A 22,620-nucleotide genomic window follows, 5' to 3' on the forward strand; every position below is an offset into this window, starting at 1 on the left:
TCAGCCCCGGTGACGCGCGAGGAAGTCCAGCAGCACCGGGAAGTACGCGTGGGGCTCCTCATAAAAAGGCATGTGGCTGCTGTTGGGGAACACGTGCAACTCGGCATGCCTGGCGGCCAGCTTCATGCGATGGGCGCAGGCGGGCGTGAGCTCATCGTGCTGGCCGGTGGTGATCAGGATCGGCATCTTGAACTCGGCCATCTCGGGGATGCGGTTCCAGTCCTTGAGGTTGCCGATATAGAGGAATTCGTTGGGGCCTTGCATGGTTTCGTACGGGCCCATGTTCCAGTCGCCGAGCGAGCGCTTGACCGGCTCCGGCCATTCGTCCAGGCGGCAGACGTGGCGGTAATTAAGCAAGGTGATGGCGGCCTGGTACTGCGGGTGATCCAGAGTGCCCATGGCTTCATGACGCTGCATCATGGCCACGGTTTCGCTGCCGAGGGCGCCGCGCAGGCGTTCGAGTTCCTGGGACAGGTGCGGAATGTCGCCGACGGTGTTTTCGAGGATCAGGCTTTTCAGCGCATCGGGGTAATGGATGGCGTACTCGATGCCCAGCCAGCCGCCCCAGGAATGCCCCAGCAGGTGCACACGGCCCAGGTCGAGGGCCTGGCGCACGGTTTCGACTTCTTCGACATAACGGCTGATTTCCCACAAGGAAACATCAGTCGGTCTGGCTGATGCGCCGGTGCCAAGCTGGTCGAATGCAACCACTCGCAGGTTATGCTCTTTGAGCCAGCCATGGGCGTCGCGCAAGTAGTCACACGGCAGGCCCGGGCCGCCATTGAGACACAAGAGCACCTCATCGCCAGCGCCAAAGCTGTAGACCACGAGGTTATGGCCGTCGACTTGCACGTTGTACTGCTGGTCGGGGGCAATTTCACGCCACATGCATACATTCCTTGTGTTGTATCGGCCTGGCAGGTAGCGGCCGTTAATCAGGCCAACACTACCGAGGATGCCGTGTGTCCATAACCTAGTATTTCTTATAGGTTTGGCCTGGCAGTCCTTCGCCGGGGCGTGGCATTCTACTTGCCGCAAGTCGAGATTCAAATGAATTCGGGAGCAGAACGGATGCTGACCAGGCTGACTGCCTTCAATAATCGTCTGATGCCGGGCAGGAGCCTGGATGAGCAGATGGACAATACCTTTATCCTGGCCCAGCAGCTGGGCTTCGACGCGCTGGTGTACGACTACACGCCGGTGCCCATCGACCAGGACGGCTCGCTGATCACGCCCTCGGTGCTGGAGCTGCGCAACACGCCGCCCGACTGGCATGCGTTATGGTGCAGCGAAGGGTTTTACCAGATCGACCCGGTGCAACACCTGGCCCTGAGCACGGTGTCCCCGTTCGTATGGTCCTACGAGGCAAAAGCCCAGACCGCGCTGCAAAAAATCATCGACCCCTGCCACGCTCCCGTGTCCTCTTACCTGCATGAACGCCAACTGACCTGCGGCGTCAGCGTGCCGATCCACCTGCCTCGCGGCGGCTTCGCGTCACTGACCGGCTTGCGCACCGGCAAGGCCAGTACGGTGTTGAAGGATGCGCAGCAGACCCTGGCGGATTTCAGCCTGATTACCCATGCCCTGCAGGAAGCGGCCTACCCGCTGTTCAGCAAAGAACTGCGCACTTACCCGCATATTCACCTGACCAAACGCGAGCGTGAATGCCTGAAATGGGCTGCCGACGGCCTGACCGCTGCCGAAATCGCCACCCAGTTGAGCCGCTCGCTGGCGGTGGTCACCCTGCACCTGGCCTCGGCGATGCACAAGTTGGGGGCCAAGAACCGCGTGCAGGCGGTGGTTCGCGCCACGCATTACCGCTTGCTGGAAGACTGACCCGTGGGCAAAACCTAGCTGTTTTGCTAGTTACCTAAACTTCACGTGCGGACTATCGTAGCCCTGATCCTTTTTTTCAGAGCAGGGTACGAAATGGAATTCATCGAGAAAGTGCGCGAAGGTTATGCGGCATTCGGCGCCTACCAGACCTGGTACCGCGTCACTGGCGACCTGACCACCGGCCGTACACCGTTGGTGATCATCCACGGCGGCCCCGGCTGCACCCATGACTATGTCGACGCCTTCAAAGACGTGGCTGCCAGCGGCCATGCGGTGATTCACTACGACCAACTGGGCAATGGCCGCTCGACCCATTTGCCGGACAAAGACCCGTCGTTCTGGACCATTGGCCTGTTCCTTGAAGAGCTGAACAACCTGCTGGACCACCTGCAGATCAGCGACAACTACGCGATCCTCGGGCAGTCCTGGGGCGGCATGCTCGGCAGCGAGCACGCGATTCTGCAGCCCAAGGGCTTGCGCGCGTTTATCCCGGCCAACTCGCCCACCTGCATGCGCACGTGGGTCAGCGAAGCCAACCGCCTGCGCAAACTGCTGCCTGAAGGCGTGCATGAAACCCTGCTCAAACACGAACAGGCCGGCACCTACCAGGACCCGGAATACCTCGCCGCCTCACGGATTTTTTACGACCACCACGTGTGCCGCGTCATCCCGTGGCCGGAAGAAGTGGCCCGCACCTTCGCAGCGGTGGACGCCGACCCGACGGTGTACCACGCCATGAGCGGCCCGACCGAGTTTCATGTGATTGGCAGCCTCAAGGACTGGAATGTGATTGGCCGCCTGTCGGCGATCAATGTGCCGACCCTGGTGATTTCCGGCCGACACGACGAGGCGACGCCGCTGGTGGTCAAGCCGTTTCTGGATGAGATCGCGAACGTGCGCTGGGCGCTGTTTGAAGATTCCAGCCACATGCCCCACGTGGAAGAGCGCCAGGCGTGCATGGGGACCGTGGTCAAGTTTCTGGATGAGGTGTGCTCAGTGCCGCACAACGTCCTCAAGGCGGGCTAATCTCCACTGCGGGAGCGGGCTTGCCCGCGAATGCGGGGTGTCAGTCAATGAAGATATCGACTGACCCAGCGCATTCGCGGGCAAGCCCGCTCGCACATTTTCAGACTGCGGTTGTTTCAGGTTTTACTGCCTTCCTGGGCGCATCCGGCACCAGCGGAATCTCTCTCCCGTCGGCATCAAACAACTTGCCGCCGCTGAAGTAATCCCCGTCGCGCAATGCCGCCACATCGTGGAAGCACAAACTGCGCTCAGTCCCCGCCACGAACACCGACTGCTGGTCCGAGTTACCCGCAGTGAAGTGGTTGAACGCCAGGTTCAACAGGATCGCCATGATCGCCGACGAACTGATGCCCGAGTGGAAAATGGTCGCGAACCAGGTTGGGAAGTGGTCGTAGAAGTTCGGCGCGGCGATGGGGATCATGCCGAAGCCGATAGACGTGGCCACGATGATCAGGTTCATGTTGTTGCGGTAATCCACCTTGGACAGCGTGCGAATACCACTGGCTGCCACAGTGCCGAACAGCACGATCCCGGCGCCACCGAGCACCGATGTCGGCACGGCCGCGATCACCCGGCCCATAAACGGCAACAGCCCCAGCACCACCAGAAACACCCCACCCGTGGCCACCACAAAGCGGCTCTTTACCCCGGTCACCGCCACCAGGCCGACGTTCTGGGCGAACGCACTTTGGGTGAATGAACCGAAGATCGGCGCGAACATGCTCGACAGCATGTCGGCGCGCAAACCATTACCCAGGCGCTTGGAATCGACCTTGGTGTCGATGATCTCGCCCACCGCGAGGATGTCCGCCGAGGTTTCCACCAAGGTGACCATCACCACGATGCACATGGAAATGATTGCCGCCACCTGAAAGGTCGGCATGCCGAAATGGAACGGCGTGGGGAAACCGAACATTGGCCCCTGGGTCACACCGGAGAAATCCGCCATGCCCAGAAACACCGCGATCACCGTGCCGATCACCATCGCCAACAGAATCGACAGCCTAGAGATTGTCGCGCTGCCGATCTTGCTCAGCAGCAACACCAGCACCAGGGTCAACGCCGCGAGGCCGATATTGGCCATGCTGCCGAAGTCCACCGCGCGGCTATTGCCGCCCATTGCCCAGCGTGCCGCCACCGGCATCAACGTGAGGCCAATGGTGGTAATCACAATGCCGGTAACCAACGGCGGAAAAAACTTGGTGATCCGTGAGAACACCGGCGTGATCAGCAAGCCGATAAACGACGCGGCCATCACCGCGCCGAGAATCGCCGGTATCCCGCCGGCGCCATCACTGCCGACTATCGCCACCATGGTTGCCACACCGGCAAAGGACACGCCCTGCACCAGCGGCAGCTGGCAGCCAAAAAACGGCAGGCCGAGGGTCTGCAACAGCGTGGCCAGGCCACCGGCAAACAGCGACGCGGCGATCAACAGGCCGATATCCGCCGGCGATAAACCGGCCGCCTGGCCGACGATCAACGGCACGGCAACGATGCCGCCGTACATGGTGAGCACATGCTGCAGGCCGTAAGCCATGTTGGCGGCGGCGCCAAGATTCTCATCTTCTGGCCGCTGCGGTGACGCCTTCGGGATAGTCATGGTGAGGGGTTCTCTGTTTTTGTTGTGCGAACACTGTATGCAATGTTTGGACTGCATGTCCATAGAGTTGTATACAATCAATCAAACAAGATACCCTCCATCGGCGTTACAAAAACAAACCGGCCGCCATGAGCCAGAACGCCAAAGGACCTCAAACAATGAAAAAGGCATTACAGGGCGCAACCGTTGCATTGACCCTTCTCGGCGGTGGGGAGGCCGTCGCGGTGGAATGGATGAACAACAGCGTAGGATTTCGCTACGGCCAACACTTCACCAATCCGAATAACCCCGATGATTTCAGCAAACGCATCTACAGCTTCACCCACGCCAGTGGCTACCAATACGGCAGCAACTACCTGAACCTGGATGTGTTCCTGTCCGACAGCCACGACCCGCGCAAGGACACCGACCATGGCGGCAGTGAGGTCTATGCCGTTTACCGGCATCAACTGTATGCCTCGCGGGTGTTTGATGTGCCGCTCGGCACCGGGCTGATCAAGGATTACGCGCTGACGCTGGGCTTTGATGCCAACCGCAACAACAACGTCGCCTCAGCCAAAAAGCGCGCACTGGTGATTGGCCCGACGTTGAAGTTCAACGCGGTCGGCGTGTTGGACCTGAGCCTGATGTACTACAAGGAAAAGAACCACACCGGCATCCCCGGCGCGCAGGAGTCAAACCATACGTTTGACGACACCTACATGCTCAACCTGACGTGGATGCGCCCGTTCGACATCGCCAACCATGCGGCGAAATTCCAGGGTTTTATCAATTACGTCGGGGAGAAAGGCGAGGACTACCATGGCCGCGACACCGCGCCAGAAACGCTGATGCGCACCGCGCTGATGGTCGCGGTACGGCCGGGTAAAAGCGTGAAGCCGAACCTGTATCTCGGCATGGGTTACGAGTACTGGCACAACAAATTCGGCGTGGACGGCGGCCGTGGGACCCGGACGTCTACGCCGACGCTGAATATGGAAGTCACCTTCTAGCCACTGAAGAAACCCAATCAACTGTGGGAGCTGGCTTGCCTGCGATGGCATCAACTGGATGTACCTGATGTACCGAGTTGTCTGCATCGCAGGCAAGCCAGCTCCCACACAAGCCAGCTCCCACAGGTTTGATTGCATTTCAGCTTTAGGCGTTTGCCAGCTCCGAATCGTCCGTCTTCGGCCGCGCCAGCCAATAACCCAACACCGCCAACGGCGCAGTCGCCAGCATCACAATCACCGTAATCAACAGCGGCTGGTCAATCATCGACGACACCAGCAGGCTGCTGAGAAAGCACAGCCCCAGTTGCAAGGTGTTTTGCAGTGCCGCCGCCTTGCCGGAATTTTCCGCAAACGGCATCAGCGCATTCGCCACCACGATCGGGTAACTGGCGCCGTTGACCAGCGCCATCAGGCAGAACGGAATCAGCAAAGTGGTCAGGGTGGGCACGGTCAACGTGGCAACCAGGTACAACGCCACCATGCTGATGCAATAAGCCACCAGCAACCAGGGCAGCAGGGTTTTGCCCTGATAGCGCTGCAAGGCGCTGCGGCAGCTGTAACCACCAATCAGAAACGCCAAGGTCGGCAGCACGTAGCTCAGGCCGATGTCATTCGGGCTGTAACCCATGTCGCCCAGGATGAAGGGCGAAGCCGTCAGCCAGGCAAAGAAACTGGCCGAGCAGGCAGCGAAGATCATCACGTTGCCGGTGAACACGCGGGAGGTCAGCAACTGCCCATAGCCGAGGCGCGAAGGCTCGCCCTCCTCTGTCCGACGTTTCGGCATTTTGCGCAGGAACAACGTCGGCAGCAGCAACAGCAGCGACACGCCCAGCAGTACACCGAAGATCGCCTGCCAGCCGAAGTGATTCAACACCATGGCGCCCAGCAACGGCGCCAGGGCCGGTGACAGCGACATCAGCGGCATGATGCTGGCGAACACGCGATGCGCCTTGTCGGCCGGGTATCGGTCGATCACCAGTGCCTGCCAGCTCACCGCCGCAGAACACACGCCAATCGCCTGCATAAAACGCAACGCCAGCAGTTGCGGCGCGGTCTCGACCCAGAACATGCCCAGGCAACCCGCTACAAACAGGCTCAGGCCCGCCAGCAGTACCGGCTTGCGCCCGAGGCGGTCGGACAACGGCCCCCACAACAACTGCCCCACCGCAAAACCGGCGAGGAAAATACTCAAGCTGGCGCCCACGGCGCCCGCACTGATCTGCAACTGCTCGCCCATGGCGCCGAACGCCGGCAAGTACATATCCATGGCGAGATAACCGAGCATGCTCAGCCCCGCCAGGTACCACGTGAAACCAAAAGAATTTTTCATTGAAGCCTTGCTGATCTTGCCATCAAACTATTTGCTGACTGGCGCCCATTATGAAGCTGACAGTGTGGGTGTGAAGCGATAATAATTGGATACTTCTATCAAATATTTTGAAGGCAACCATCATGTGGTCTGAATACTCGCTGGATGTGGTGGATGCCGTGGCGCGCCACGGCAGCTTCAGTGCAGCCGCCCAGGAACTGCACCGCGTGCCTTCGGCCATCAGCTACACGGTGCGTCAGCTTGAGGAATGGCTGGCGGTGCCGCTGTTTGTGCGTCGCCATCGTGACGTGGAGCTGACCCCGGCCGGCCGTCTATTTATAGACGAAGCCCGCGGCGTGATGAAAAAAATGCTCGGTACACGGCGTTTGTGCCAGCAGGTGGCGAATGGCTGGAGCGGCCAATTGAAGGTTGCGGTGGATTCCATCGTCAAACCCCAGCGCTGTCGGCAGCTGGTGCTGGACTTCTATCGGCAGTTTCCCGAGGTGGAATTGCTGTTGGAGTACGAGGTGTACAACGGCGTATGGGATGCCCTGGCCGATGAACGCACCGACATTGTGATCGGCGCCACCAGTGCGGTGCCGGTGGCCAGCCACTTCACCTTTCGCGACATGGGCCTGCTGAACTGGCTGTGTGTGGTCAGCGCCAAGCATCCGCTGGCGGCGCTGGACGGCTTGCTCAGTGACGATCAACTGCGGCCGTTCGCGTCGCTGTGCATGACCGACACCTCGCGCAACCTGCCCAAGCGTGACACCTGGACCCTGGATAACCAACGCCGGCTGGTGGTGCCCAACTGGTCCTCGGCGCTTGATTGCCTGCGCGATGGCCTGTGCGTCGGCATGGCGCCGGCGCATCAGGTGTTGCCGTGGATCGAACGCGGCGAGCTGGTCGCGCTGCAATTGCGCCGGCCGTTCCCGGCCAGCCCGTCGTGCGTGGCCTGGGCCCAGAGCAAGTTGTCGCCGGCGATGAGTTGGTTGCTGGAGTACCTGGGCGATACCGAAACCATGAATCAGGAGTGGCTCAACGGCCCAGATTTGTGAAAGTCACACGGATTCAATGTGGACTTGTGTGGGAGCTGGCTTGCCTGCGATGCAAGCGCCTCGGTCTTAATGTCAGACCGAGGTGATGCTATCGCAGGCAAGCCAGCTCCCACACAAGCCAGCTCCCACATTTTTATCGGGGTTCAGTCCAATAAGCGGGCGATGGCCCTTACGATCATCTCCACCTCCTTGGCCTCCAGCGTCAGCGGCGGCAGCAGGCGAATGATCTTGCCCCGCGTCACATTGATCAAAAGCCCATGCTCGTGCGCTGCGCGATAAGCCAGATCGCGATAGGGCTGTGCCAGTTCGATCCCAACCATCAGGCCTTGCCCGCGAATCGCCAGCACCTGCGGGTGCTCGCTTAACTCCACACGCAGCCGCGCCAACAGCCGCTCACCCTGTTGCGCGGCGTTCTGCAGCAAGCCTTGCTCTTCAATAATGTCCAGCACCGTGCAGCCCACGCGGCAGGCCAGCGGATTGCCGCCGAATGTGCTGCCGTGGCTGCCGGGTGTGAACAGCCGGGCCACCGCGGACCGGGCCAGGCAGGCGCCGATGGGCACGCCATTGCCAAGGCCTTTGGCCAGCGTCATCACGTCCGGCACGATGCCTTCATGCTGGAACGCAAACCAGGCGCCGGTGCGGCCGATGCCGGTCTGGATCTCATCGAGCATCATCAGCCAACCGTGGCGCGTGCAATGCTCACGCAGGGCTTTCAAGTAGCCAGGCGGCGCTGGCAGCACGCCACTTTCGCCCTGGATCGGTTCCAGCAGCACCGCGGCAATGCGCGGGCCGAAGTGTTGCGTGATGGCTTCCAGCGCCGCCAGGTCGCCAAACCCGACCTTGAGAAAATCCCCCGGCAAGCGCTGAAACCCCAGGCGCACCGATGGCCCGTCGCTGGCCGCCATGGTGCCGAGGGTGCGCCCGTGAAACGCATTCTCCATCACGACCACCAGCGGCTCTTCGATGCCCTTTTTCCAGCCATGCAGCCGTGCGAGTTTCAGCGCTGTTTCGTTGGCTTCGGCGCCGGAGTTGTTGAAGAACGCACGGTCAAGGCCAGACAACTGTGCCAGGCGCTGGGCCAGCCGTTGCTGCCAATCAATGCTGTAGAGGTTGGAGGTGTGCAGCAACAGGCCCGCCTGTTCACTGATCGCTGTCACCAGCCGAGGGTGGGAATGCCCGACATTGGTCACCGCCACACCGGCAACCGCGTCGAGGTATTCACGGCCCTGCTGGTCCCACAGGCGCGTGCCCAGGCCACGGGTGAAGCTCAGGGCCAAGGGTTGATAGGTGGTCATCAGGCAGGCGGCGGTCATGGTGGCAAGCTCCAGTGCATCATGGTGATGGCACCAGTATCGTTAGCCACCCGAGCTGGATAAACTGCGCATTCCTGTAATGACTTTAAACCAAGGCTTGATAATGGATCTGTTCCAGGCAATGTCGGTGTACGTCAAAGTGGTCGAGACTGGCAGCATGACGGCTGCCGCGCAGGAGTGCGGGATGTCGACCACCATGGTCGGCAATCACTTGCGCGCCCTGGAGCAGCGCCTGGGTGTCAGCTTGCTCAAGCGCACCACGCGCAAACAAAGCCTCACCGAATTTGGCGGGCAGTATTACCAGCGCTGCCTGGAGGTGCTGGGGCTGGTAGCCGACTCTGAAGTGTTGGCAGAGCAGGCCCACAGCGAAACGCCCAAAGGCAACCTGCGCATCACCGCGCCACCGGTATTCGGCACCGAACGCCTGACGCCCGCCCTGAGCGAATTTTCCCAACGCTACCCGCTGATCAACCTCTACGTGGTGCTCAGCAACGAGCGGATGGACCTGGTCGACAGCGGCTTTGACGTAGCAATCCGTCTTGGCGAGCTGGAAACCTCCAGCCTGATCGCCCGGCCCATGCAGGCCTACACCCTCACCCTCTGCGCTTCGCCGGATTACCTGGCACGCCGCGGCACGCCGCAGACACCCAATGACCTGCAGCACCATGACTGCCTGGCGTTCGCCTACCCGGCGACCGATAACTGGCGCGACTCCGACAAACTGTGGCGCCTGACCGGCGAGGAAGGCGAGGTGGAGGTGCCGGTGTCCGGGTCATTGACCATCAACAGCTCGCAGGGCCTGCGCCAGGCGGCCGTAAACGGCATGGGCATCATCATGCTCGCCGATGCCCTGGTGCAACCGGACCTGGAGAGCGGCAAGTTGGTAGCCTTGTTAACCGCCTACAGGCTGCCCTGCCGCCCCATGCACCTGCTTTACAGACAGGACCGCTACCGCCTGCCCAAGCTGCGCGCCTTTGTGGATTTCGCCATGGAAAAGTGGGCGCGCTAGAAGCCCACGCCCAGCGCCCGCAGGCGCGCCGCGGTACGCTCGGCCGATACGTGATGAATGCCCTGCCAACCGAGGGCGACGGCGGCCTCGACATTGCCCGCCACGTCGTCGATAAACACCACTTCGCCCGGTTGAATATCCGGCAGATGCGCGCGCACCTGGCTGAGGCTCGCGTGATAGATCGCCGCGTCCGGCTTGATTTGCTTCAACTCGCCGGAGACCACAATGTCGCGGAAATACTGCAGGAACGGGTAGTTGGCCCGCGCATAGGGAAAGGTTTCAGCCGACCAGTTGGTCAGCCCGAACAGCGGCATATCGGCTTGATGCAACGCCTCTAGAATCGCCACACCTTCGGGCAACGCGCCGCGCAGCATCTCGTGCCAACGGTCGTAATAGGCCTGGATCAAGGGTGCGTGTTCCGGGTACTGCTCGATCAGGTGGCGAGTGCCTTCGGCCAGGCTGCGACCGGCGTCCTGCTCGGTGTTCCAGGCTTGAGTGCAAATGGTGTCGAGAAAGTGTTGCCGCTCGTGATCGTCGGCAATCAGCTGGCGGTACAGGTGGTGCGGGTTCCAGTCGAACAGGACACCGCCGAAATCAAAAACTACTGCACGAATCGTCATCAGATCCTCCGTTAGCGTGGCTTGATAGCCGTAGGAGTCTGGCAGATTAAGGGCAGTGGCGGGAGCGCGATGGCTTGCAGGAGGGTTTTGACTTCACACAAAGCAAATGTGGGAGCGGGCTTGCTCGCGAAAGCGGTGTGTCAGCCACTGTATTTGATACTGACATACCGCATTCGCGAGCAAGCCCGCTCCCACCTTTTTTGACCGTGTTTTAGGCTTGAATCAGGCCGTTGATCTTCACGGTCGGGTTCACGTCAGCGTCGTAGTCCACGCCGTCGATTTCAAAACCGAACAAACGCAGGAACTCAGCCTTGTAACCGGCAAAGTCGCTGATTTCGTTAACGTTGTCGTCAGTCACCTGGTTCCACAGCGCCGCCACGGCGTCCTGGACTTTGGGCTCCAGCTCAGCCAGGTCGGCACGCAGGCGGCCGTCGGCATCCAGCTTCGGCTCTTTGCCGTACAGGCTGTCCTTGAACAGGCCGTAGACCTGCTCGATGCAGCCTTCGTGGGTGCCCTGCTCTTTCATCACTTTGAACAGCAGCGACAGGTACAGCGGCATGATCGGGATCGCCGAACTGGCCTGGGTGACCACAGCCTTGAGCACCGACACACGGGCGTCGCCCTTGAGTGCGGCGAGGTTGTCGCGCAGGGTCAGGACTTTCTTGTCGAGGTCTTTCTTGGCTTCGCCGATGGAGCCGTTCCAGTAGATGTCCTGGGTCAGCTTTTCACCGAGGTAGGTGAAAGCGGTGGTCTTGGCGCCTTCAGCCAGCACGTCGGCGTCACGCAGCGCGTCGATCCACAGCTGCCAGTCTTCGCCGCCCATGACTTTCACGGTGCCGTCGATTTCTTCCTGGGTCGCAGGCTCAAGCGTGGTATCGACCACAACGCCTTTGTCGGTATTGATACCGCGCAGGGTCACGGCCTTGCCGATCGGCTTGAGGGTGGAGGTGTGCACCACGCCTTGCGGGTCGGTACGGCGTGGCGCGGCCAGGCTGTACACCACCAGGTCGATTTTGCCGAGGTCTTTCTTGATGGTTTCGATGGTCAGGCGCTTGATCTCGTCGGAGAACGCGTCGCCGTTGATGCTCTTGGCGTACAGGCCTTTTTCAACGGCAAACTTCTCGAACGCTGCGCTGTTGTACCAGCCGGCGGAGCTCAGCTTGCCTTCTTCGCCTTCTTTCTCAAAAAACACACCCAAGGTATCGGCGCCGCAGCCAAACGCAGCACTGATGCGCGCGGCCAGGCCGTAACCGGTGGAGGCGCCGAGGACCAGCACCTTCTTCGGGCCGCCTTCGATGACGCCATGCTGGGTGACGTAGTCGATCTGCTCTTTGACGTTCGCTTCACAGCCAACAGGGTGAGCGGTCACACAGATAAAGCCACGAACCCGCGGTTTGATGATCATAAAATTTCTGCCTCTTCCAAGGTGCCGAAGGCCAATGGTGGCCATTCAACTTAATCGTACCGGTCTATGACGTCCAAAAAACCGAAGCGTCACGATAGTCGCAAATCTTCTGTTTACAAAATCCAATCCACAAAAGGCCGGATACGCCACCGCGCGGGTTAAAAACTGTGCCAGGCCTTCACAATTTCGCAATATTTAAAACGCCCAGCGCCGCCGGAACCCACTATCATGGCAACATTGTTTCGCTTTGTTTCAGGTCCGGAGCCACGCTTCATGAGTAAAAGTGCTGTTCAAAAAAAGCTGGTCTCAGCCGCCTGGGTGCTGGGCGTTCTGTTGTTCATCTACTGCTTCCCGCGCACCAGCCTGGTATTTCTGTTGCTGGTGCTGTTCTGCGGCATTTATGACTTCCTGCGCAACGGCCTGTACGACCGCGACACGATCAAGAAATACTTCGTTGGCAACGGCCGCAACACCTGGATATTGGCGCCGTTCAATACCCTGTTCGACCTGTTCAGCCTGCGCAACCGCCACGTCTACACCATGAGCGACCTGCCGCCCGCCTGGCGTGAAGACCTGCAACAGGTGATCGACGACGCCATGGCCCACAAGGACGAAATCATCGGTTACTTGGACGAACGCATGGCCGAAAAAAAGCGCGGCATGTTGTTTTTCCAATGGTATGGCCGCCCGATCGAAACCACGCTGGACATCCCGCAGCTGCGCAAAAAACTGCCGTTCGTGAAGACCATCGGGGTGTCGGTGTTCAACGAAAACCGCTCGACGTCGTTCCACTTCGGCCCGCTGCGCATGATGTTCCGAGTGCTCTACAACATGGCGCCGGCCCCGCACCACGAGGGCGTTTACATCCAGGTGGGCAAACACAAGCATTACTGGCACGACGACCCGCTATTTATCTTCGATGACACGCTGATGCACGCGTCCTTCAACAAGAACGACGCAAAGCGTTACTGCCTGTTCATCGATATCGTGCGGCCGACCTTGCTGCCCTCCGTGCTCAACGCCGTGATCTCGGGCTTTGCCGGGCTGGTGTTTACCCTGCGTCGGGTTTTCTACAAAAACTGGAAGCTGATTCAGTAAGTTCTGCGGCATGATGGTGCTGGACGGAGTTTGCGCACGGCCTCATGCCTGCCAAACTGTGCGTCTCGTGCGACCGAGTTCGGCGCTCACCATTCTCCAGCCATCGCCACCCCTGGCGGGTGCGGTGGCTGTGCTTTCAAGGAATCAGAATGCCCCAACGTCAAGTCATCAATGCCTCCGTCAGCCCCAAGGGCAGCCTCGAAACCCTGTCCCAGCGTGAAGTCCAGCAACTGAGCGAAGCCGGTACCGGCAGCATCTACACGTTATTCCGCCAGTGCGCTTTGGCCATCCTTAACACTGGCGCGCACATCGACAACGCCAAGACCATCCTCGACGCCTATAAAGACTTTGAAGTGCGTATCCATCAACAGGATCGCGGCGTACGCCTGGAACTGTTGAATGCGCCGGCCGACGCCTTCGTCGATGGCGAAATGATCGCCAGCACCCGCGAAATGCTGTTCAGCGCCCTGCGCGACATCGTCTACACCGAGAACGAGCTGGACAGCCAGCGCATCGACCTGAGCAATTCCCAGGGCATCACCGACTACGTGTTCCACCTGCTGCGCAACGCCCGTACGTTGCGTCCGGGTGTCGAGCCGAAAATCGTGGTGTGCTGGGGCGGCCACTCGATCAATACCGAAGAATACAAATACACCAAGAAAGTCGGCCACGAACTGGGCCTGCGCAGCCTCGACGTGTGCACCGGTTGCGGCCCCGGCGTGATGAAAGGTCCGATGAAAGGCGCGACCATTTCCCACGCCAAACAGCGCATCACCGGCGGCCGCTACCTGGGCCTGACCGAGCCGGGCATCATCGCTGCCGAAGCGCCAAACCCGATCGTTAACGAGCTGGTGATCCTGCCGGACATCGAAAAACGCCTGGAAGCCTTCGTGCGCGTCGGCCACGGCATCATCATCTTCCCGGGCGGCGCCGGCACGGCTGAAGAGTTCCTGTACCTGCTGGGCATCCTGATGCACCCGGACAACCGCGACGTGCCGTTCCCGGTCATCCTCACCGGGCCGAAACACGCGGCGCCGTACCTGCAACAACTGCATGCCTTCGTCGGTGCCACCCTCGGCGAAGCGGCGCAGGCGCACTACCAGATCATCATCGACGACCCGGCCGAAGTGGCGCGCCAGATGACGGCCGGGCTCAAGGCCGTGAAGCAGTTCCGCCGCGAGCGCAACGACGCCTTCCACTTCAACTGGCTGCTGAAGATCGACGAAGGCTTCCAGCGCCCGTTCGACCCGACCCACGAAAACATGGCAGGCCTGCAACTGAGCCACGCCCTGCCGCCCCACGAACTGGCCGCCAACCTGCGCCGCGCGTTCTCGGGGATCGTGGCCGGTAACGTCAAGGACAAGGGCATTCGCCTGATCGAGCAGCACGGCCCGTACGAAATCCACGGCGACCCGGCCATCATGAAACCGCTGGACGAGCTGCTACAGGCGTTTGTCGCCCAGCACCGCATGAAGCTGCCGGGCGGTGCCGCGTATGTGCCGTGTTATCGCGTGGTGCAATGAATTAGCGCTGTACCGCCACACATTTGATTTCCACCAGTAACCCGGGATGCGCCAGTTCTGACACGCCAATGGTCGTCCAGGCGCAATGCCCGCGTGGGAACAGGCGGTTTTTCACCTCGCGAAAAACCGCCATGTGCTGGCTCATATCAACGTGATACGTGGTCATGTCGACCACGTCTTCAAAACGGCAGCCGCCCTCCTCCAATACCTGCCGCAGGTTCTCCCAGGCGGCGATGAATTGCGCCTCGGGGTCTTCTATCACGGCCAATTCCGGCGTGCGGCCGACCTGGCCTGCGCAATACAAAGTGTTGCCAACTTTTACGGCAGGCACGTAGCCCGCGCGCTCTACGATGGGCTGCATGGCGGGCGGGATGATGCGGTGGCGGTCGGTCATAGCTTGTATCTCTTAGGGTCTCTGAAAAGCGTGTGAAGGTGAACACTTCGAACTAGCGTTTTACCTGTTCCCACCCACGCCTACCAGCAGAGCGACCTATGGACCAACGGATCTTGTCCTTCATCAATCCTTACCTTAGGGTAAGGAACATTACGATGGAGATCTTCACTATGGCGACCGCCACACTGACTTCAAAAGGGCAAATCACCATCCCGGTCCAAGTCAGGACCGCACTGGGTCTGGAAACCGGCGACCGGGTTGAGTTTGTCGAAACGGAAGACGGCAAGTTTTCCATCATTGCCGCGAGCAAAACCGTTCAGGACCTCAAAGGGTTGATCCGCAAGCCCGCCCAGCCCGTGTCGATTGACGACATGAACCGCGCCATCGCTGCGCAGGGAGCAAAAGCGCAATGATCGGCCTGGATACCAATGTGCTGGTGCGTTATGTCACCCAGGATGATCCCGTTCAGTCCCCCAAGGCGTCCGAGCTGATCGAATCGCTCACCACGCTTTCGCCGGGTTTCGTCAGCCTGGTGTGCGTGGTGGAACTGGTATGGGTGTTACAAAGCTGTTACCAATCGGCCAAGAGTGATGTGGTGACGGTTCTGGAAACGCTGCTGCGTACGCGTGAATTGACCGTCGAACATGCCGAGATCATCTGGCAGGCACTGCGACGATTCACGGCGGGCAAAGCCGAGTTCGCCGACTACCTGATAGAGCGCTGTGCCCATGCGGCAGGCTGTGAATACACCGCCACCTTTGACGTCAACGCGGCCAAGGCCACCGGGATGAAGCGCTTGGCCTGACCGGCAGCGTTGCAGCGAATGGCGGGCTTTGGTAAAAACCGCCCCTACCCTTGATCGAGAGAAACTCAACGTGCGCACGCTTTTGCTCGCAGCCTTGGCCCTGACGCCGACCTTTACCCTGGCCGACACCATCGCCTGGCCCGACCTGCCGAAAACCTGTTTCGTCAGCGGCCGGCCCGCCACCAGTGTGGATGTCGACACTGGCTGCGCGGCGTTCCTGATCAATGTGCAAGGCAAGGCGGCGGGCACGCCGATCAAGCTGGATATTCCCCAGTACGCCCTGCATGTGGACGAAGCCACCGGCAAGGAAACGCCGGTGATCATCATCCAGGCCGAAGAAAACGGCGAGATCAAGGCCGTGGGCTACAAGGAATTGGGCACCGATCAGCTCGGTGCCGCGTTGCTGCGGGAGGTTCGGCTGCTGGGTACCCAAAAGCCGACCTAGCGGTTTTTTGCAGGCGCGAACCAACTCACGCCCGCGGCCAGGCGTTCGGCTGGGGTTCAGCGAACCCAGCCACCGCCCTGCCAGTGGTAACCGTCATTGCGCTGCACCCAGTGCGGATGCACATAACGATAGCCTTCGCGCACTTGCTCCCAATGGCCGTGCACCGCGACGTATCGCCCGCCTGCCCAGCGCCAGTAGCCGCGTGACCAGACATAACCGTAGCGCGGCGCCGGTTCCACCTCGATTACTTGAACCGGCGGCGGTTGCGGCGCGACCACTTCGACATACTCACGTTGTACCGGCCCGCGCTCATGCACCACACGCTCTTGCACACACCCGGACGCTGCGACGACAACCGCCGCCAATGCCGCATAACGTAGCAACATACAAAACCCTCGGGCGCGTACGCCCAGCACCTGCACCAATAAAAAATGCCCCCATGTTTCAGCCGCGCTCCTGCTTGGCTATGGGATCTTTTTAACAGGTGATGTCTGTCGGCTTGCTGAACCTGCAGACCTCAGGAAGCACAGGCGACGGTCGGTTGTTTCAGACGCACTAGCCCCAGCCCCGCGACCACCACCGCAATACCGGCGTAGGTTGAGCCCTGGATCGCATCGCCAAACATCAACGCCGCCCACACCAGGGTGACCGGTGGCTCCAGATAGACCAGCGCTGCCACGTGGGTCGCTGTCATTACCCGCAACAACATCCACAAGCTCAAATAGGCGACGAATGTGGAAAACACCGTCAGCCAGACGATAGAGATCAACACGTCCGAGTCATGAGGAACACTGAAGGTGCCGGTATAGAGCACGGCGCCGGAAAAGCCGATCAGCGTCAGCAGCGACTGGATGAACAGCGGCAACACCAACCCCGCGTGCTGGCGCTGCGCGGTACGGCGCTCATACAAGGTCGCCAGCGTCAGCCCCAGCGCTGCGGCCAGCGGCAACAAGTACATGACAAAGCCGACGCTCCGCCCGCCACTGCTGTACTGCCCGGCAATCACGATGGAGACGCCGATAAAGCTGATCATCAACCCGATCCACTGCCAGTCACCGCTGCGCTCGGCAGCGCTGCCGGTCGACAATGCCGCCGTCATCAATGGCTGCAGCGCCGCGATGATGGCCGCAATGCCGGGCGGCAAACCATTTTGGATCGCCACATACAGGCAACTCAGGTAGAGGAACTGCGACAAGAAGCCGATCACGGCGTAGTGGCGAATCTGAGCCCAGGTCACCTTCAACAGCTTCACGTTCAAAAACAGCCCCAGGCACACCGACACCAGCAGGAAGCGCCAAAACAGCAGGTTGAATGCGCCGCTGCCTTGCGTACCCAACTTGGCGCCGATGTAGCCGGAGCTCCAGGACAGCACAAACGCCACCTGCAACAGCAGCCGTTTCAAGGTTGATCGCGTCATGAAGCCTCCCGTCAGTGCACGTTGACTGAAAGGCTAAGGGCCGCGCATGCTTCTGTATATTTGAATTACTTGCACCACAAATTCGCAATAGTGGAATCATGGCCAAGCAACTGAACATCGACTTGTTACGCACTTTTCACGCCGTGGCGCGCTTTCGGCGCTTCAACGAGGCGGCCGAGCATGTGCACCGCAGCGCATCGACCGTGACCACACAAATTCAAAAGCTCGAGGAGCAAATCGGCCAGCGCCTGTTCAGCCGCAGCAACCAGGGCGTGGAGCTGACCCTGTATGGCCAGAAGCTGCTCGGCGAAACCACCGAGTTTCTCAAGAGCCATGACCGCCTGCTGATCGCCCTGATGCCACAGCGCATGCAGGGCAAGATTCGTCTGGGCATTCCCGATACCTATGCGCCGGCGTTCATGCAGGCGTTTTTGCCGCGCTTGATCGCCGATAACCCACTGCTGGAACTGGAAATCGAAGCGCGCACCAGCGGTGAGCTGCTGAATATGTTTATGGCCAGCCAGCTCGACCTGGCCATCACCGTCAGCGCACAACCGCTGGCTCAGGGCGAACGCCTGGAGCCAGTGCAGCCGTTGTGGGTGGCGGCCGAGGGCTTCAGTTGCGCGCCGAATGCGGCGCTGCCGATCACCGTGCCGGTTGCCGGCTGCCCGTACCGTGCGGCGGCGTTGCAGGCGCTGAAGGATCACGGGATTTACCACCGGGTGTTGCTGGAGAGCCCCAATTCCACGGCGGTCGAGGCCTGTATCCGCAGCGGCGTGGCGGTGGGGTTGATCGAAGAAAGCCGCATGGGCAGAGGGCTGACGCAAAAGGTTGCAGGGTTCGAGTTACCCCCACTGCCGGTGCATCATCTGTACCTGCTGTGCGATAGCAGCAATGCACTGGCCCTGCATCTGTATGCACAGGTAAAACAGGGCTTCCACATTTGAGCCCTCACCCCTCGCCGAAGCGCGCCAGCACCGCCTCGACAAACCGCCGCAACTTGGCGGTGCGCTGCCGGTTGGCGGTGTAAACCAAGTGCATGGGGCGGCTGGGCGCCTCAAATGCCGGCAGTACCCGCACCAACTCGCCCCGGGCCAAGGCCGGACGCAGGAAGTCTTCAGCGCCCAGCACGATGCCGAAGCCATCCAGTGCCGCCGACATCAACGCCCGGCTTTCGTTGATTTGAAGGCGGCTGGCGACCTGCACCGTGTAGGGCGTCGCGCCTTGGTGGAAGACCCATTCACGGTCCGCCGGGCGTGACCAAAAGGCGTAGCCCAGGCATTCATGTTGCGCCAGGTCTGCCGGGCACTGTGGCGTCCCTCGCTCCGCCAGATACGCCGGCGCCGCGCACACCACCAAGCGATAAGGTGCCAAGGGCCGGGCCGTTAAACCGGTGGTGGCCAAAGGGCCGATACGGAACGCCGCCTCATAGCCTTCCTCCACCAAGTCGACGAAACGATCCGTGAGGTGCAGGTCAATCTCCACGTCCGGGTTGTCACGCAAAAACGCGGTAATCAACGGCATCAGGCTGTAGGAACCGAAGGTGACCGGGGCGGTGACTCTCAGCTTGCCGCGCGGCGTGTCATTCATGATCTGGGCGAGCGAATCGGCAGCCTCAGCCTCCGTCAGGATATGTTTGCAACGTTCGTAGTACGCGTGCCCCAGCTCGGTCAGGCTTTGCCGACGCGTGGTGCGGTTAAGCAAGCGCGCGCCGAGGCGTTGCTCCAGGGCGGCAACATGCTTGGCAACCATTTGCGCGGACATGTTCAAGCGCTCGGCGGCGCGGGCGTAGGAGCCCAACTCGGCGGCCATCACAAAGGCATGCATGCTTGAAAGACGGTCCATCATTCCCTACTCCCAGTAACAACACCCACGCCAAAACGCTCATTTATCGCCAGCTAGTTGCCAATCATCATAACTGCTCGATGACTTACAAGGAGCAAGACCATGAAGATCGGCGTGATTGGAGCAGGTTTCATCGGGCGAGCCGTGGCACAGCTGGCGCTGGCCGCCGGGCATGAGGTGATGTTAAGCAACTCCCGTGGCCCGCAGACCATGAGCAGCGTGCTCAGTGGCCTACTCGGCGTTGAGGTGGGCAGTGCCGAGGATGCCGCCCGGTTTGGCGACGTCGTGCTGGTGGCCATTCCGTTTGAACACTACCGCAGCGTGCCCGCGCAATGGCTGGAAGGCAAAACGGTGCTGGACGCCAACAATTACTATCCCAACCGCGACGGGCATATCGCCGTGCTGGACCGTTTTGAAACCACCACCAGCCGGCTGCTGGCCGAGCATCTACCGCATTCCCACGTGGTCAAGGTGTTCAATGCGATTTTTGCCCCCGACCTGACGCAAGACGCCCGCCCCCACGGCGCGCCCGCCCGCCGTGCACTGCCGGTGGCCGCCGATGACGCCGCAGCGAAGGCGCAAGTAATCAAGCTGCTCGACGAGCTCGGTTTCGACGCCGTAGACGCAGGCGGGCTGGATGAAAGCTGGCGTTTTGAGCGGGCAAAACCTGCGTACTGCGTGCCGCTGGACCAAGCGGGTTTAACTGCGGCGCTAGCAGCTGCCGAACGCACGGTGGAACTGCCGCCGGTCGAACGCGTGCGCGGCTGAACACGCGCGCACAAAAAAGCCCGCTGACCGTGACCGGTTCAGCGGGCTTCTTACAGCGGTTTGACCTTTGGCTTACAGCGCCAGGTCAGACGCCGGCTTGCTCGGCTCAGCCGCAGGCTTGGCAGCCTCGGTGGCTTCGGTCGCCTTTGGCGCATTCAACTGCGGAATCGCAGGCGGTGGGGTCAGTTGCAGGATGCCGGCAGTGTAAGCCCACTCCTTCGCAACAGCCTCAGGGCTGTCATTGAGCTTGGTGCCATAGCTCGGTACGATCTGGTGCAGTTTGGTCTGCCACTCAGGGGTCGCGACCTTGTCCTTGAACACTTTCTGCAGCACGGTCAGCATGATCGGAGCCGCGGTGGACGCGCCTGGCGATGCACCCAACAGGCCTGCGATGGTGTTGTCGGCGGAGCTGACCACTTCGGTACCGAGTTTCAGGACGCCGCCCTGCTCTTCGTCACGCTTGATGATCTGCACGCGCTGACCGGCTTGCCACAGGCGCCAGTCTTCTTTCTTGGCGTTCGGGAAGTACTCTTTCAGGGCGTTGTAGCGGTCGTCATCCGACAGCATCAGTTGGCCGGCAAGGTACTCGACCAGTGGGTATTCACGAATACCGACTTTGGTCATTGGCCAGATGTTGTGGGTGGTGGTGCTGGTCAGCAGGTCCAGGTACGAGCCTTCTTTCAGGAACTTGGTCGAGAAGGTTGCGAATGGGCCAAACAGAATCACACGCTTGCCATCCAGCACGCGGGTGTCCAGGTGCGGAACCGACATCGGTGGCGCGCCAACCGAAGCCTTACCGTAGGCCTTGGCCAGGTGCTGCTCGGCAATCGTTGGGTTATCGGTCACCAGGAACGAACCGCCCACCGGGAAGCCCGCGTATTCCTTGGCTTCAGGAATGCCCGACTTCTGCAGCAGGTGCAGTGCACCGCCGCCGGCGCCGATGAACACGAACTTGGCGTCGGTTTCAGTCTTGGTGCCGTCTTTCAGGTTTTTGTAGCTCACACGCCACGAACCGTCGGCGTTTTTGGTGATGTCCTGCACTTCGCTCGACAGTTTCAGGTCGAACTTAGGGGTGGTTTGCAGGTGGGCAACGAACTGGCGGGTGATCTCGCCGAAGTTCACGTCGGTGCCGATCGGGGTCCAGGTGGCCGCGATTTTCTGGTTCGGGTCACGCCCTTCCATCATCAGCGGAACCCACTTGGCGATTTGCGCCGGGTCTTCGGAGTACTGCATGCCAGCGAACAGCGGGCTCGCTTGCAGGGCTTCGTAGCGTTTTTTCAGGAACTTGATGTTGTCATCGCCCCACACGAAGCTCATGTGCGGTGTGGAGTTGATGAACGAACGTGGGTTCTTCAACACGCCCTGCTGGACCTGCCAGGACCAGAACTGACGCGAGATCTGGAACGCTTCGTTGATCTCGACCGCTTTCGGGATCTCAACGGTGCCGTCCTTGTTTTCCGGGGTGTAGTTCAGCTCAGCCAAAGCCGAGTGACCGGTACCGGCGTTGTTCCAGCCGTTGGAGCTTTCTTCGGCCACGCCATCCAGGCGCTCAACCATCTCCATCGACCAGTCCGGCTGCAGCTCGTTGAGCCAAACACCCAGGGTCGCACTCATGATGCCGCCGCCGATCAGCAGCACATCGACTTTCTTTGCCTCTTCCGCGTGAACGGAGGTGATCCCCATCGACAAAGCCAGCCCCAGCAGGGCAGTGTTTACTTTTTTAAACATCAGTAGCACCTATGATAAAACGCCATCCGCCCTACCGCCCCTGAGCATGGGCAACCCTTTATCACGCCGCGCCAGGCAGCGCGCCGCGGGGTTTGCACATTCACGAGAGAGCCGCAGGGTGGGCACACAAGGCCGACGTATCGACCTCACTGTTTATGTCCCTTCTGCGCTGACTTTTTATCATTATTGGCTTCAGCTACCTGGGCGACAGCCCATCGCCGGGACGTATACGGGTGTACGTGCCGGGAAAGACCAGACCAAGACGGCGCGCAGAATATCACGCCAAAGAGCGTTTATGCGCCGTTTGGCCAATTGACAGCTCTAAATCGCGGCTTTTAACGCGCCGCTGTCAAGCCAGGCAGGCGCGACGTGGCGTCACAGGTGGCTAGATGAAACTGAACTCTGCTGCAAACGGCTGTTCTAGAC

23 protein-coding genes are annotated in these 22,620 nt (G+C 60.5%); 12 read left to right on the forward strand and 11 right to left on the reverse strand.

The annotated features are described in order from the left end of the window. The gene (locus tag L8K08_RS01585; RefSeq protein WP_145163123.1) at positions 1 to 888 is read right to left on the reverse strand and encodes a proline iminopeptidase-family hydrolase; all 888 of its coding nucleotides are present in this window, start codon (positions 886 to 888) and stop codon (positions 1 to 3) included. Positions 889 to 1,071: 183 nt separating this feature from the next. Here L8K08_RS01585 and L8K08_RS01590 point away from each other — a divergent pair, with 183 nt between their 5' ends. Together L8K08_RS01590 and L8K08_RS01595 are read left to right on the forward strand one after the other, a co-directional pair. Next, complete coding sequence (locus tag L8K08_RS01590) at positions 1,072 to 1,836, forward strand: LuxR family transcriptional regulator (protein WP_119739256.1); 765 nt, start codon at positions 1,072 to 1,074, stop codon at positions 1,834 to 1,836. 93 nt (positions 1,837 to 1,929) lie between these two features. Then, positions 1,930 to 2,862: a proline iminopeptidase-family hydrolase gene (locus tag L8K08_RS01595; RefSeq protein ID WP_242193883.1), complete on the forward strand. Its 933-nt coding sequence runs from the start codon at positions 1,930 to 1,932 to the stop codon at positions 2,860 to 2,862. 100 nt (positions 2,863 to 2,962) lie between these two features. Here the strand turns inward: L8K08_RS01595 and L8K08_RS01600 are convergent, their stop codons facing one another. Next, positions 2,963 to 4,465, reverse strand: coding sequence for a nucleobase:cation symporter-2 family protein (locus L8K08_RS01600; RefSeq protein WP_242193885.1), 1,503 nt, complete (start codon positions 4,463 to 4,465; stop codon positions 2,963 to 2,965). A gap of 158 nt (positions 4,466 to 4,623) precedes the next feature. On the opposite strand from L8K08_RS01600, the gene L8K08_RS01605 reads away from it, so the two are divergent. Then, positions 4,624 to 5,457 carry a nucleoside-binding protein gene (locus tag L8K08_RS01605; protein ID WP_242193887.1) on the forward strand — a complete coding sequence of 278 codons (834 nt, stop codon included), beginning with the start codon at positions 4,624 to 4,626 and terminating at the stop codon, positions 5,455 to 5,457. A gap of 145 nt (positions 5,458 to 5,602) precedes the next feature. Here L8K08_RS01605 and punC read toward each other — a convergent pair whose 3' ends face one another. Next, entirely contained in the window at positions 5,603 to 6,787 is a 1,185-nt protein-coding gene (gene punC, locus L8K08_RS01610; RefSeq protein ID WP_242193889.1) for a purine nucleoside transporter PunC, read from the reverse strand. A 122-nt stretch (positions 6,788 to 6,909) separates the two neighbouring features. On the opposite strand from punC, the gene punR reads away from it, so the two are divergent. After that, positions 6,910 to 7,824 carry a DNA-binding transcriptional activator PunR gene (punR, locus tag L8K08_RS01615; protein WP_145163111.1) on the forward strand — a complete coding sequence of 305 codons (915 nt, stop codon included), beginning with the start codon at positions 6,910 to 6,912 and terminating at the stop codon, positions 7,822 to 7,824. Positions 7,825 to 7,967: 143 nt separating this feature from the next. Here punR and L8K08_RS01620 read toward each other — a convergent pair whose 3' ends face one another. Beyond that, positions 7,968 to 9,137, reverse strand: a complete 1,170-nt coding sequence (locus L8K08_RS01620) for an aspartate aminotransferase family protein (protein ID WP_242193891.1) — start codon at positions 9,135 to 9,137, stop codon at positions 7,968 to 7,970. Between the two features lie 103 nt (positions 9,138 to 9,240). Here L8K08_RS01620 and L8K08_RS01625 point away from each other — a divergent pair, with 103 nt between their 5' ends. Then, positions 9,241 to 10,146, forward strand: a complete 906-nt coding sequence (locus L8K08_RS01625; RefSeq protein WP_145163107.1) for a LysR family transcriptional regulator — start codon at positions 9,241 to 9,243, stop codon at positions 10,144 to 10,146. Here L8K08_RS01625 and L8K08_RS01630 read toward each other — a convergent pair. Then, positions 10,143 to 10,766 (reverse strand): HAD family phosphatase, encoded by a 624-nt coding sequence (locus tag L8K08_RS01630; RefSeq protein ID WP_242193893.1) that lies wholly within the window; start codon positions 10,764 to 10,766, stop codon positions 10,143 to 10,145. The genes L8K08_RS01625 and L8K08_RS01630 overlap by 4 nt on opposite strands. Positions 10,767 to 10,977: 211 nt before the next feature. Further along, the gene (gene fabV / locus L8K08_RS01635; RefSeq protein ID WP_145163102.1) at positions 10,978 to 12,171 is read right to left on the reverse strand and encodes an enoyl-ACP reductase FabV; all 1,194 of its coding nucleotides are present in this window, start codon (positions 12,169 to 12,171) and stop codon (positions 10,978 to 10,980) included. Positions 12,172 to 12,444: 273 nt separating this feature from the next. On the opposite strand from fabV, the gene L8K08_RS01640 reads away from it, so the two are divergent. Both L8K08_RS01640 and ppnN read left to right on the forward strand, forming a co-directional pair. Beyond that, on the forward strand, positions 12,445 to 13,269 hold the full coding sequence (locus L8K08_RS01640) for an aspartyl/asparaginyl beta-hydroxylase domain-containing protein (RefSeq protein WP_242193896.1): 825 nt from the start codon (positions 12,445 to 12,447) through the stop codon (positions 13,267 to 13,269). Positions 13,270 to 13,418: 149 nt separating this feature from the next. Further along, the gene (gene ppnN / locus L8K08_RS01645; protein WP_145163099.1) at positions 13,419 to 14,792 is read left to right on the forward strand and encodes a nucleotide 5'-monophosphate nucleosidase PpnN; all 1,374 of its coding nucleotides are present in this window, start codon (positions 13,419 to 13,421) and stop codon (positions 14,790 to 14,792) included. A 1-nt stretch (position 14,793) separates the two neighbouring features. On the opposite strand, the gene L8K08_RS01650 is transcribed toward ppnN, so the two are convergent. Then, positions 14,794 to 15,186 (reverse strand): RidA family protein, encoded by a 393-nt coding sequence (locus L8K08_RS01650; RefSeq protein WP_106576897.1) that lies wholly within the window; start codon positions 15,184 to 15,186, stop codon positions 14,794 to 14,796. 155 nt (positions 15,187 to 15,341) lie between these two features. On the opposite strand from L8K08_RS01650, the gene L8K08_RS01655 reads away from it, so the two are divergent. The 3 genes from L8K08_RS01655 (at position 15,342) to L8K08_RS01665 (ending at position 16,436) form a co-directional block, all read left to right on the forward strand. Further along, positions 15,342 to 15,599, forward strand: a complete 258-nt coding sequence (locus L8K08_RS01655) for an AbrB/MazE/SpoVT family DNA-binding domain-containing protein (RefSeq protein ID WP_242193899.1) — start codon at positions 15,342 to 15,344, stop codon at positions 15,597 to 15,599. After that, positions 15,596 to 15,991, forward strand: a complete 396-nt coding sequence (locus tag L8K08_RS01660) for a type II toxin-antitoxin system VapC family toxin (protein WP_242193902.1) — start codon at positions 15,596 to 15,598, stop codon at positions 15,989 to 15,991. Before L8K08_RS01655 ends, L8K08_RS01660 begins: the two co-directional genes overlap by 4 nt. A 70-nt stretch (positions 15,992 to 16,061) precedes the next feature. Further along, positions 16,062 to 16,436 (forward strand): hypothetical protein, encoded by a 375-nt coding sequence (locus tag L8K08_RS01665; RefSeq protein WP_145163093.1) that lies wholly within the window; start codon positions 16,062 to 16,064, stop codon positions 16,434 to 16,436. 56 nt (positions 16,437 to 16,492) lie between these two features. Here L8K08_RS01665 and L8K08_RS01670 read toward each other — a convergent pair whose 3' ends face one another. Together L8K08_RS01670 and L8K08_RS01675 are read right to left on the reverse strand one after the other, a co-directional pair. Beyond that, positions 16,493 to 16,822 (reverse strand): YXWGXW repeat-containing protein, encoded by a 330-nt coding sequence (locus L8K08_RS01670; RefSeq protein ID WP_106576901.1) that lies wholly within the window; start codon positions 16,820 to 16,822, stop codon positions 16,493 to 16,495. Positions 16,823 to 16,953: 131 nt separating this feature from the next. Beyond that, positions 16,954 to 17,853 (reverse strand): DMT family transporter, encoded by a 900-nt coding sequence (locus tag L8K08_RS01675; RefSeq protein WP_242193904.1) that lies wholly within the window; start codon positions 17,851 to 17,853, stop codon positions 16,954 to 16,956. Between the two features lie 98 nt (positions 17,854 to 17,951). On the opposite strand from L8K08_RS01675, the gene L8K08_RS01680 reads away from it, so the two are divergent. Further along, a complete protein-coding gene (locus L8K08_RS01680; RefSeq protein WP_242193907.1) occupies positions 17,952 to 18,800 on the forward strand; it encodes a LysR family transcriptional regulator in 849 nt (282 codons plus the stop codon). Between the two features lie 4 nt (positions 18,801 to 18,804). Here L8K08_RS01680 and L8K08_RS01685 read toward each other — a convergent pair whose 3' ends face one another. After that, on the reverse strand, positions 18,805 to 19,701 hold the full coding sequence (locus tag L8K08_RS01685; RefSeq protein WP_242193910.1) for a LysR family transcriptional regulator: 897 nt from the start codon (positions 19,699 to 19,701) through the stop codon (positions 18,805 to 18,807). Positions 19,702 to 19,800: 99 nt separating this feature from the next. Here L8K08_RS01685 and L8K08_RS01690 point away from each other — a divergent pair, with 99 nt between their 5' ends. Next, positions 19,801 to 20,466 (forward strand): NADPH-dependent F420 reductase, encoded by a 666-nt coding sequence (locus tag L8K08_RS01690; protein WP_242193913.1) that lies wholly within the window; start codon positions 19,801 to 19,803, stop codon positions 20,464 to 20,466. 72 nt (positions 20,467 to 20,538) lie between these two features. Here L8K08_RS01690 and mqo read toward each other — a convergent pair whose 3' ends face one another. After that, positions 20,539 to 22,194, reverse strand: a complete 1,656-nt coding sequence (gene mqo / locus L8K08_RS01695; protein WP_242193916.1) for a malate dehydrogenase (quinone) — start codon at positions 22,192 to 22,194, stop codon at positions 20,539 to 20,541. Positions 22,195 to 22,620 lie beyond the last annotated feature (426 nt).

Source organism: Pseudomonas sp. TREG-RG-20F-10-E-6-01 (assembly GCF_022662455.1).
In the GTDB taxonomy this organism is placed as follows: Bacteria; Pseudomonadota; Gammaproteobacteria; order Pseudomonadales; family Pseudomonadaceae; genus Aquipseudomonas.

Coding starts and splice junctions, on each gene's coding strand:
- L8K08_RS01690 (WP_242193913.1), top strand. CDS start 19,801: ATGAAGATCGGCGTGATTGGAGCAGGTTTCATCGGGCGAGCCGTGGCA.
- L8K08_RS01640 (WP_242193896.1), top strand. CDS start 12,445: ATGAGTAAAAGTGCTGTTCAAAAAAAGCTGGTCTCAGCCGCCTGGGTG.
- L8K08_RS01590 (WP_119739256.1), top strand. CDS start 1,072: ATGCTGACCAGGCTGACTGCCTTCAATAATCGTCTGATGCCGGGCAGG.
- mqo (WP_242193916.1), bottom strand. CDS start 22,194: ATGTTTAAAAAAGTAAACACTGCCCTGCTGGGGCTGGCTTTGTCGATG.
- L8K08_RS01585 (WP_145163123.1), bottom strand. CDS start 888: ATGTGGCGTGAAATTGCCCCCGACCAGCAGTACAACGTGCAAGTCGAC.
- punR (WP_145163111.1), top strand. CDS start 6,910: ATGTGGTCTGAATACTCGCTGGATGTGGTGGATGCCGTGGCGCGCCAC.
- L8K08_RS01620 (WP_242193891.1), bottom strand. CDS start 9,137: ATGACCGCCGCCTGCCTGATGACCACCTATCAACCCTTGGCCCTGAGC.
- L8K08_RS01595 (WP_242193883.1), top strand. CDS start 1,930: ATGGAATTCATCGAGAAAGTGCGCGAAGGTTATGCGGCATTCGGCGCC.
- L8K08_RS01675 (WP_242193904.1), bottom strand. CDS start 17,853: ATGACGCGATCAACCTTGAAACGGCTGCTGTTGCAGGTGGCGTTTGTG.
- ppnN (WP_145163099.1), top strand. CDS start 13,419: ATGCCCCAACGTCAAGTCATCAATGCCTCCGTCAGCCCCAAGGGCAGC.
- L8K08_RS01685 (WP_242193910.1), bottom strand. CDS start 19,701: ATGATGGACCGTCTTTCAAGCATGCATGCCTTTGTGATGGCCGCCGAG.
- L8K08_RS01625 (WP_145163107.1), top strand. CDS start 9,241: ATGGATCTGTTCCAGGCAATGTCGGTGTACGTCAAAGTGGTCGAGACT.
- fabV (WP_145163102.1), bottom strand. CDS start 12,171: ATGATCATCAAACCGCGGGTTCGTGGCTTTATCTGTGTGACCGCTCAC.
- L8K08_RS01650 (WP_106576897.1), bottom strand. CDS start 15,186: ATGACCGACCGCCACCGCATCATCCCGCCCGCCATGCAGCCCATCGTA.
- L8K08_RS01680 (WP_242193907.1), top strand. CDS start 17,952: ATGGCCAAGCAACTGAACATCGACTTGTTACGCACTTTTCACGCCGTG.
- L8K08_RS01630 (WP_242193893.1), bottom strand. CDS start 10,766: ATGACGATTCGTGCAGTAGTTTTTGATTTCGGCGGTGTCCTGTTCGAC.
- L8K08_RS01670 (WP_106576901.1), bottom strand. CDS start 16,822: ATGTTGCTACGTTATGCGGCATTGGCGGCGGTTGTCGTCGCAGCGTCC.
- L8K08_RS01660 (WP_242193902.1), top strand. CDS start 15,596: ATGATCGGCCTGGATACCAATGTGCTGGTGCGTTATGTCACCCAGGAT.
- punC (WP_242193889.1), bottom strand. CDS start 6,787: ATGAAAAATTCTTTTGGTTTCACGTGGTACCTGGCGGGGCTGAGCATG.
- L8K08_RS01605 (WP_242193887.1), top strand. CDS start 4,624: ATGAAAAAGGCATTACAGGGCGCAACCGTTGCATTGACCCTTCTCGGC.
- L8K08_RS01655 (WP_242193899.1), top strand. CDS start 15,342: ATGGAGATCTTCACTATGGCGACCGCCACACTGACTTCAAAAGGGCAA.
- L8K08_RS01600 (WP_242193885.1), bottom strand. CDS start 4,465: ATGACTATCCCGAAGGCGTCACCGCAGCGGCCAGAAGATGAGAATCTT.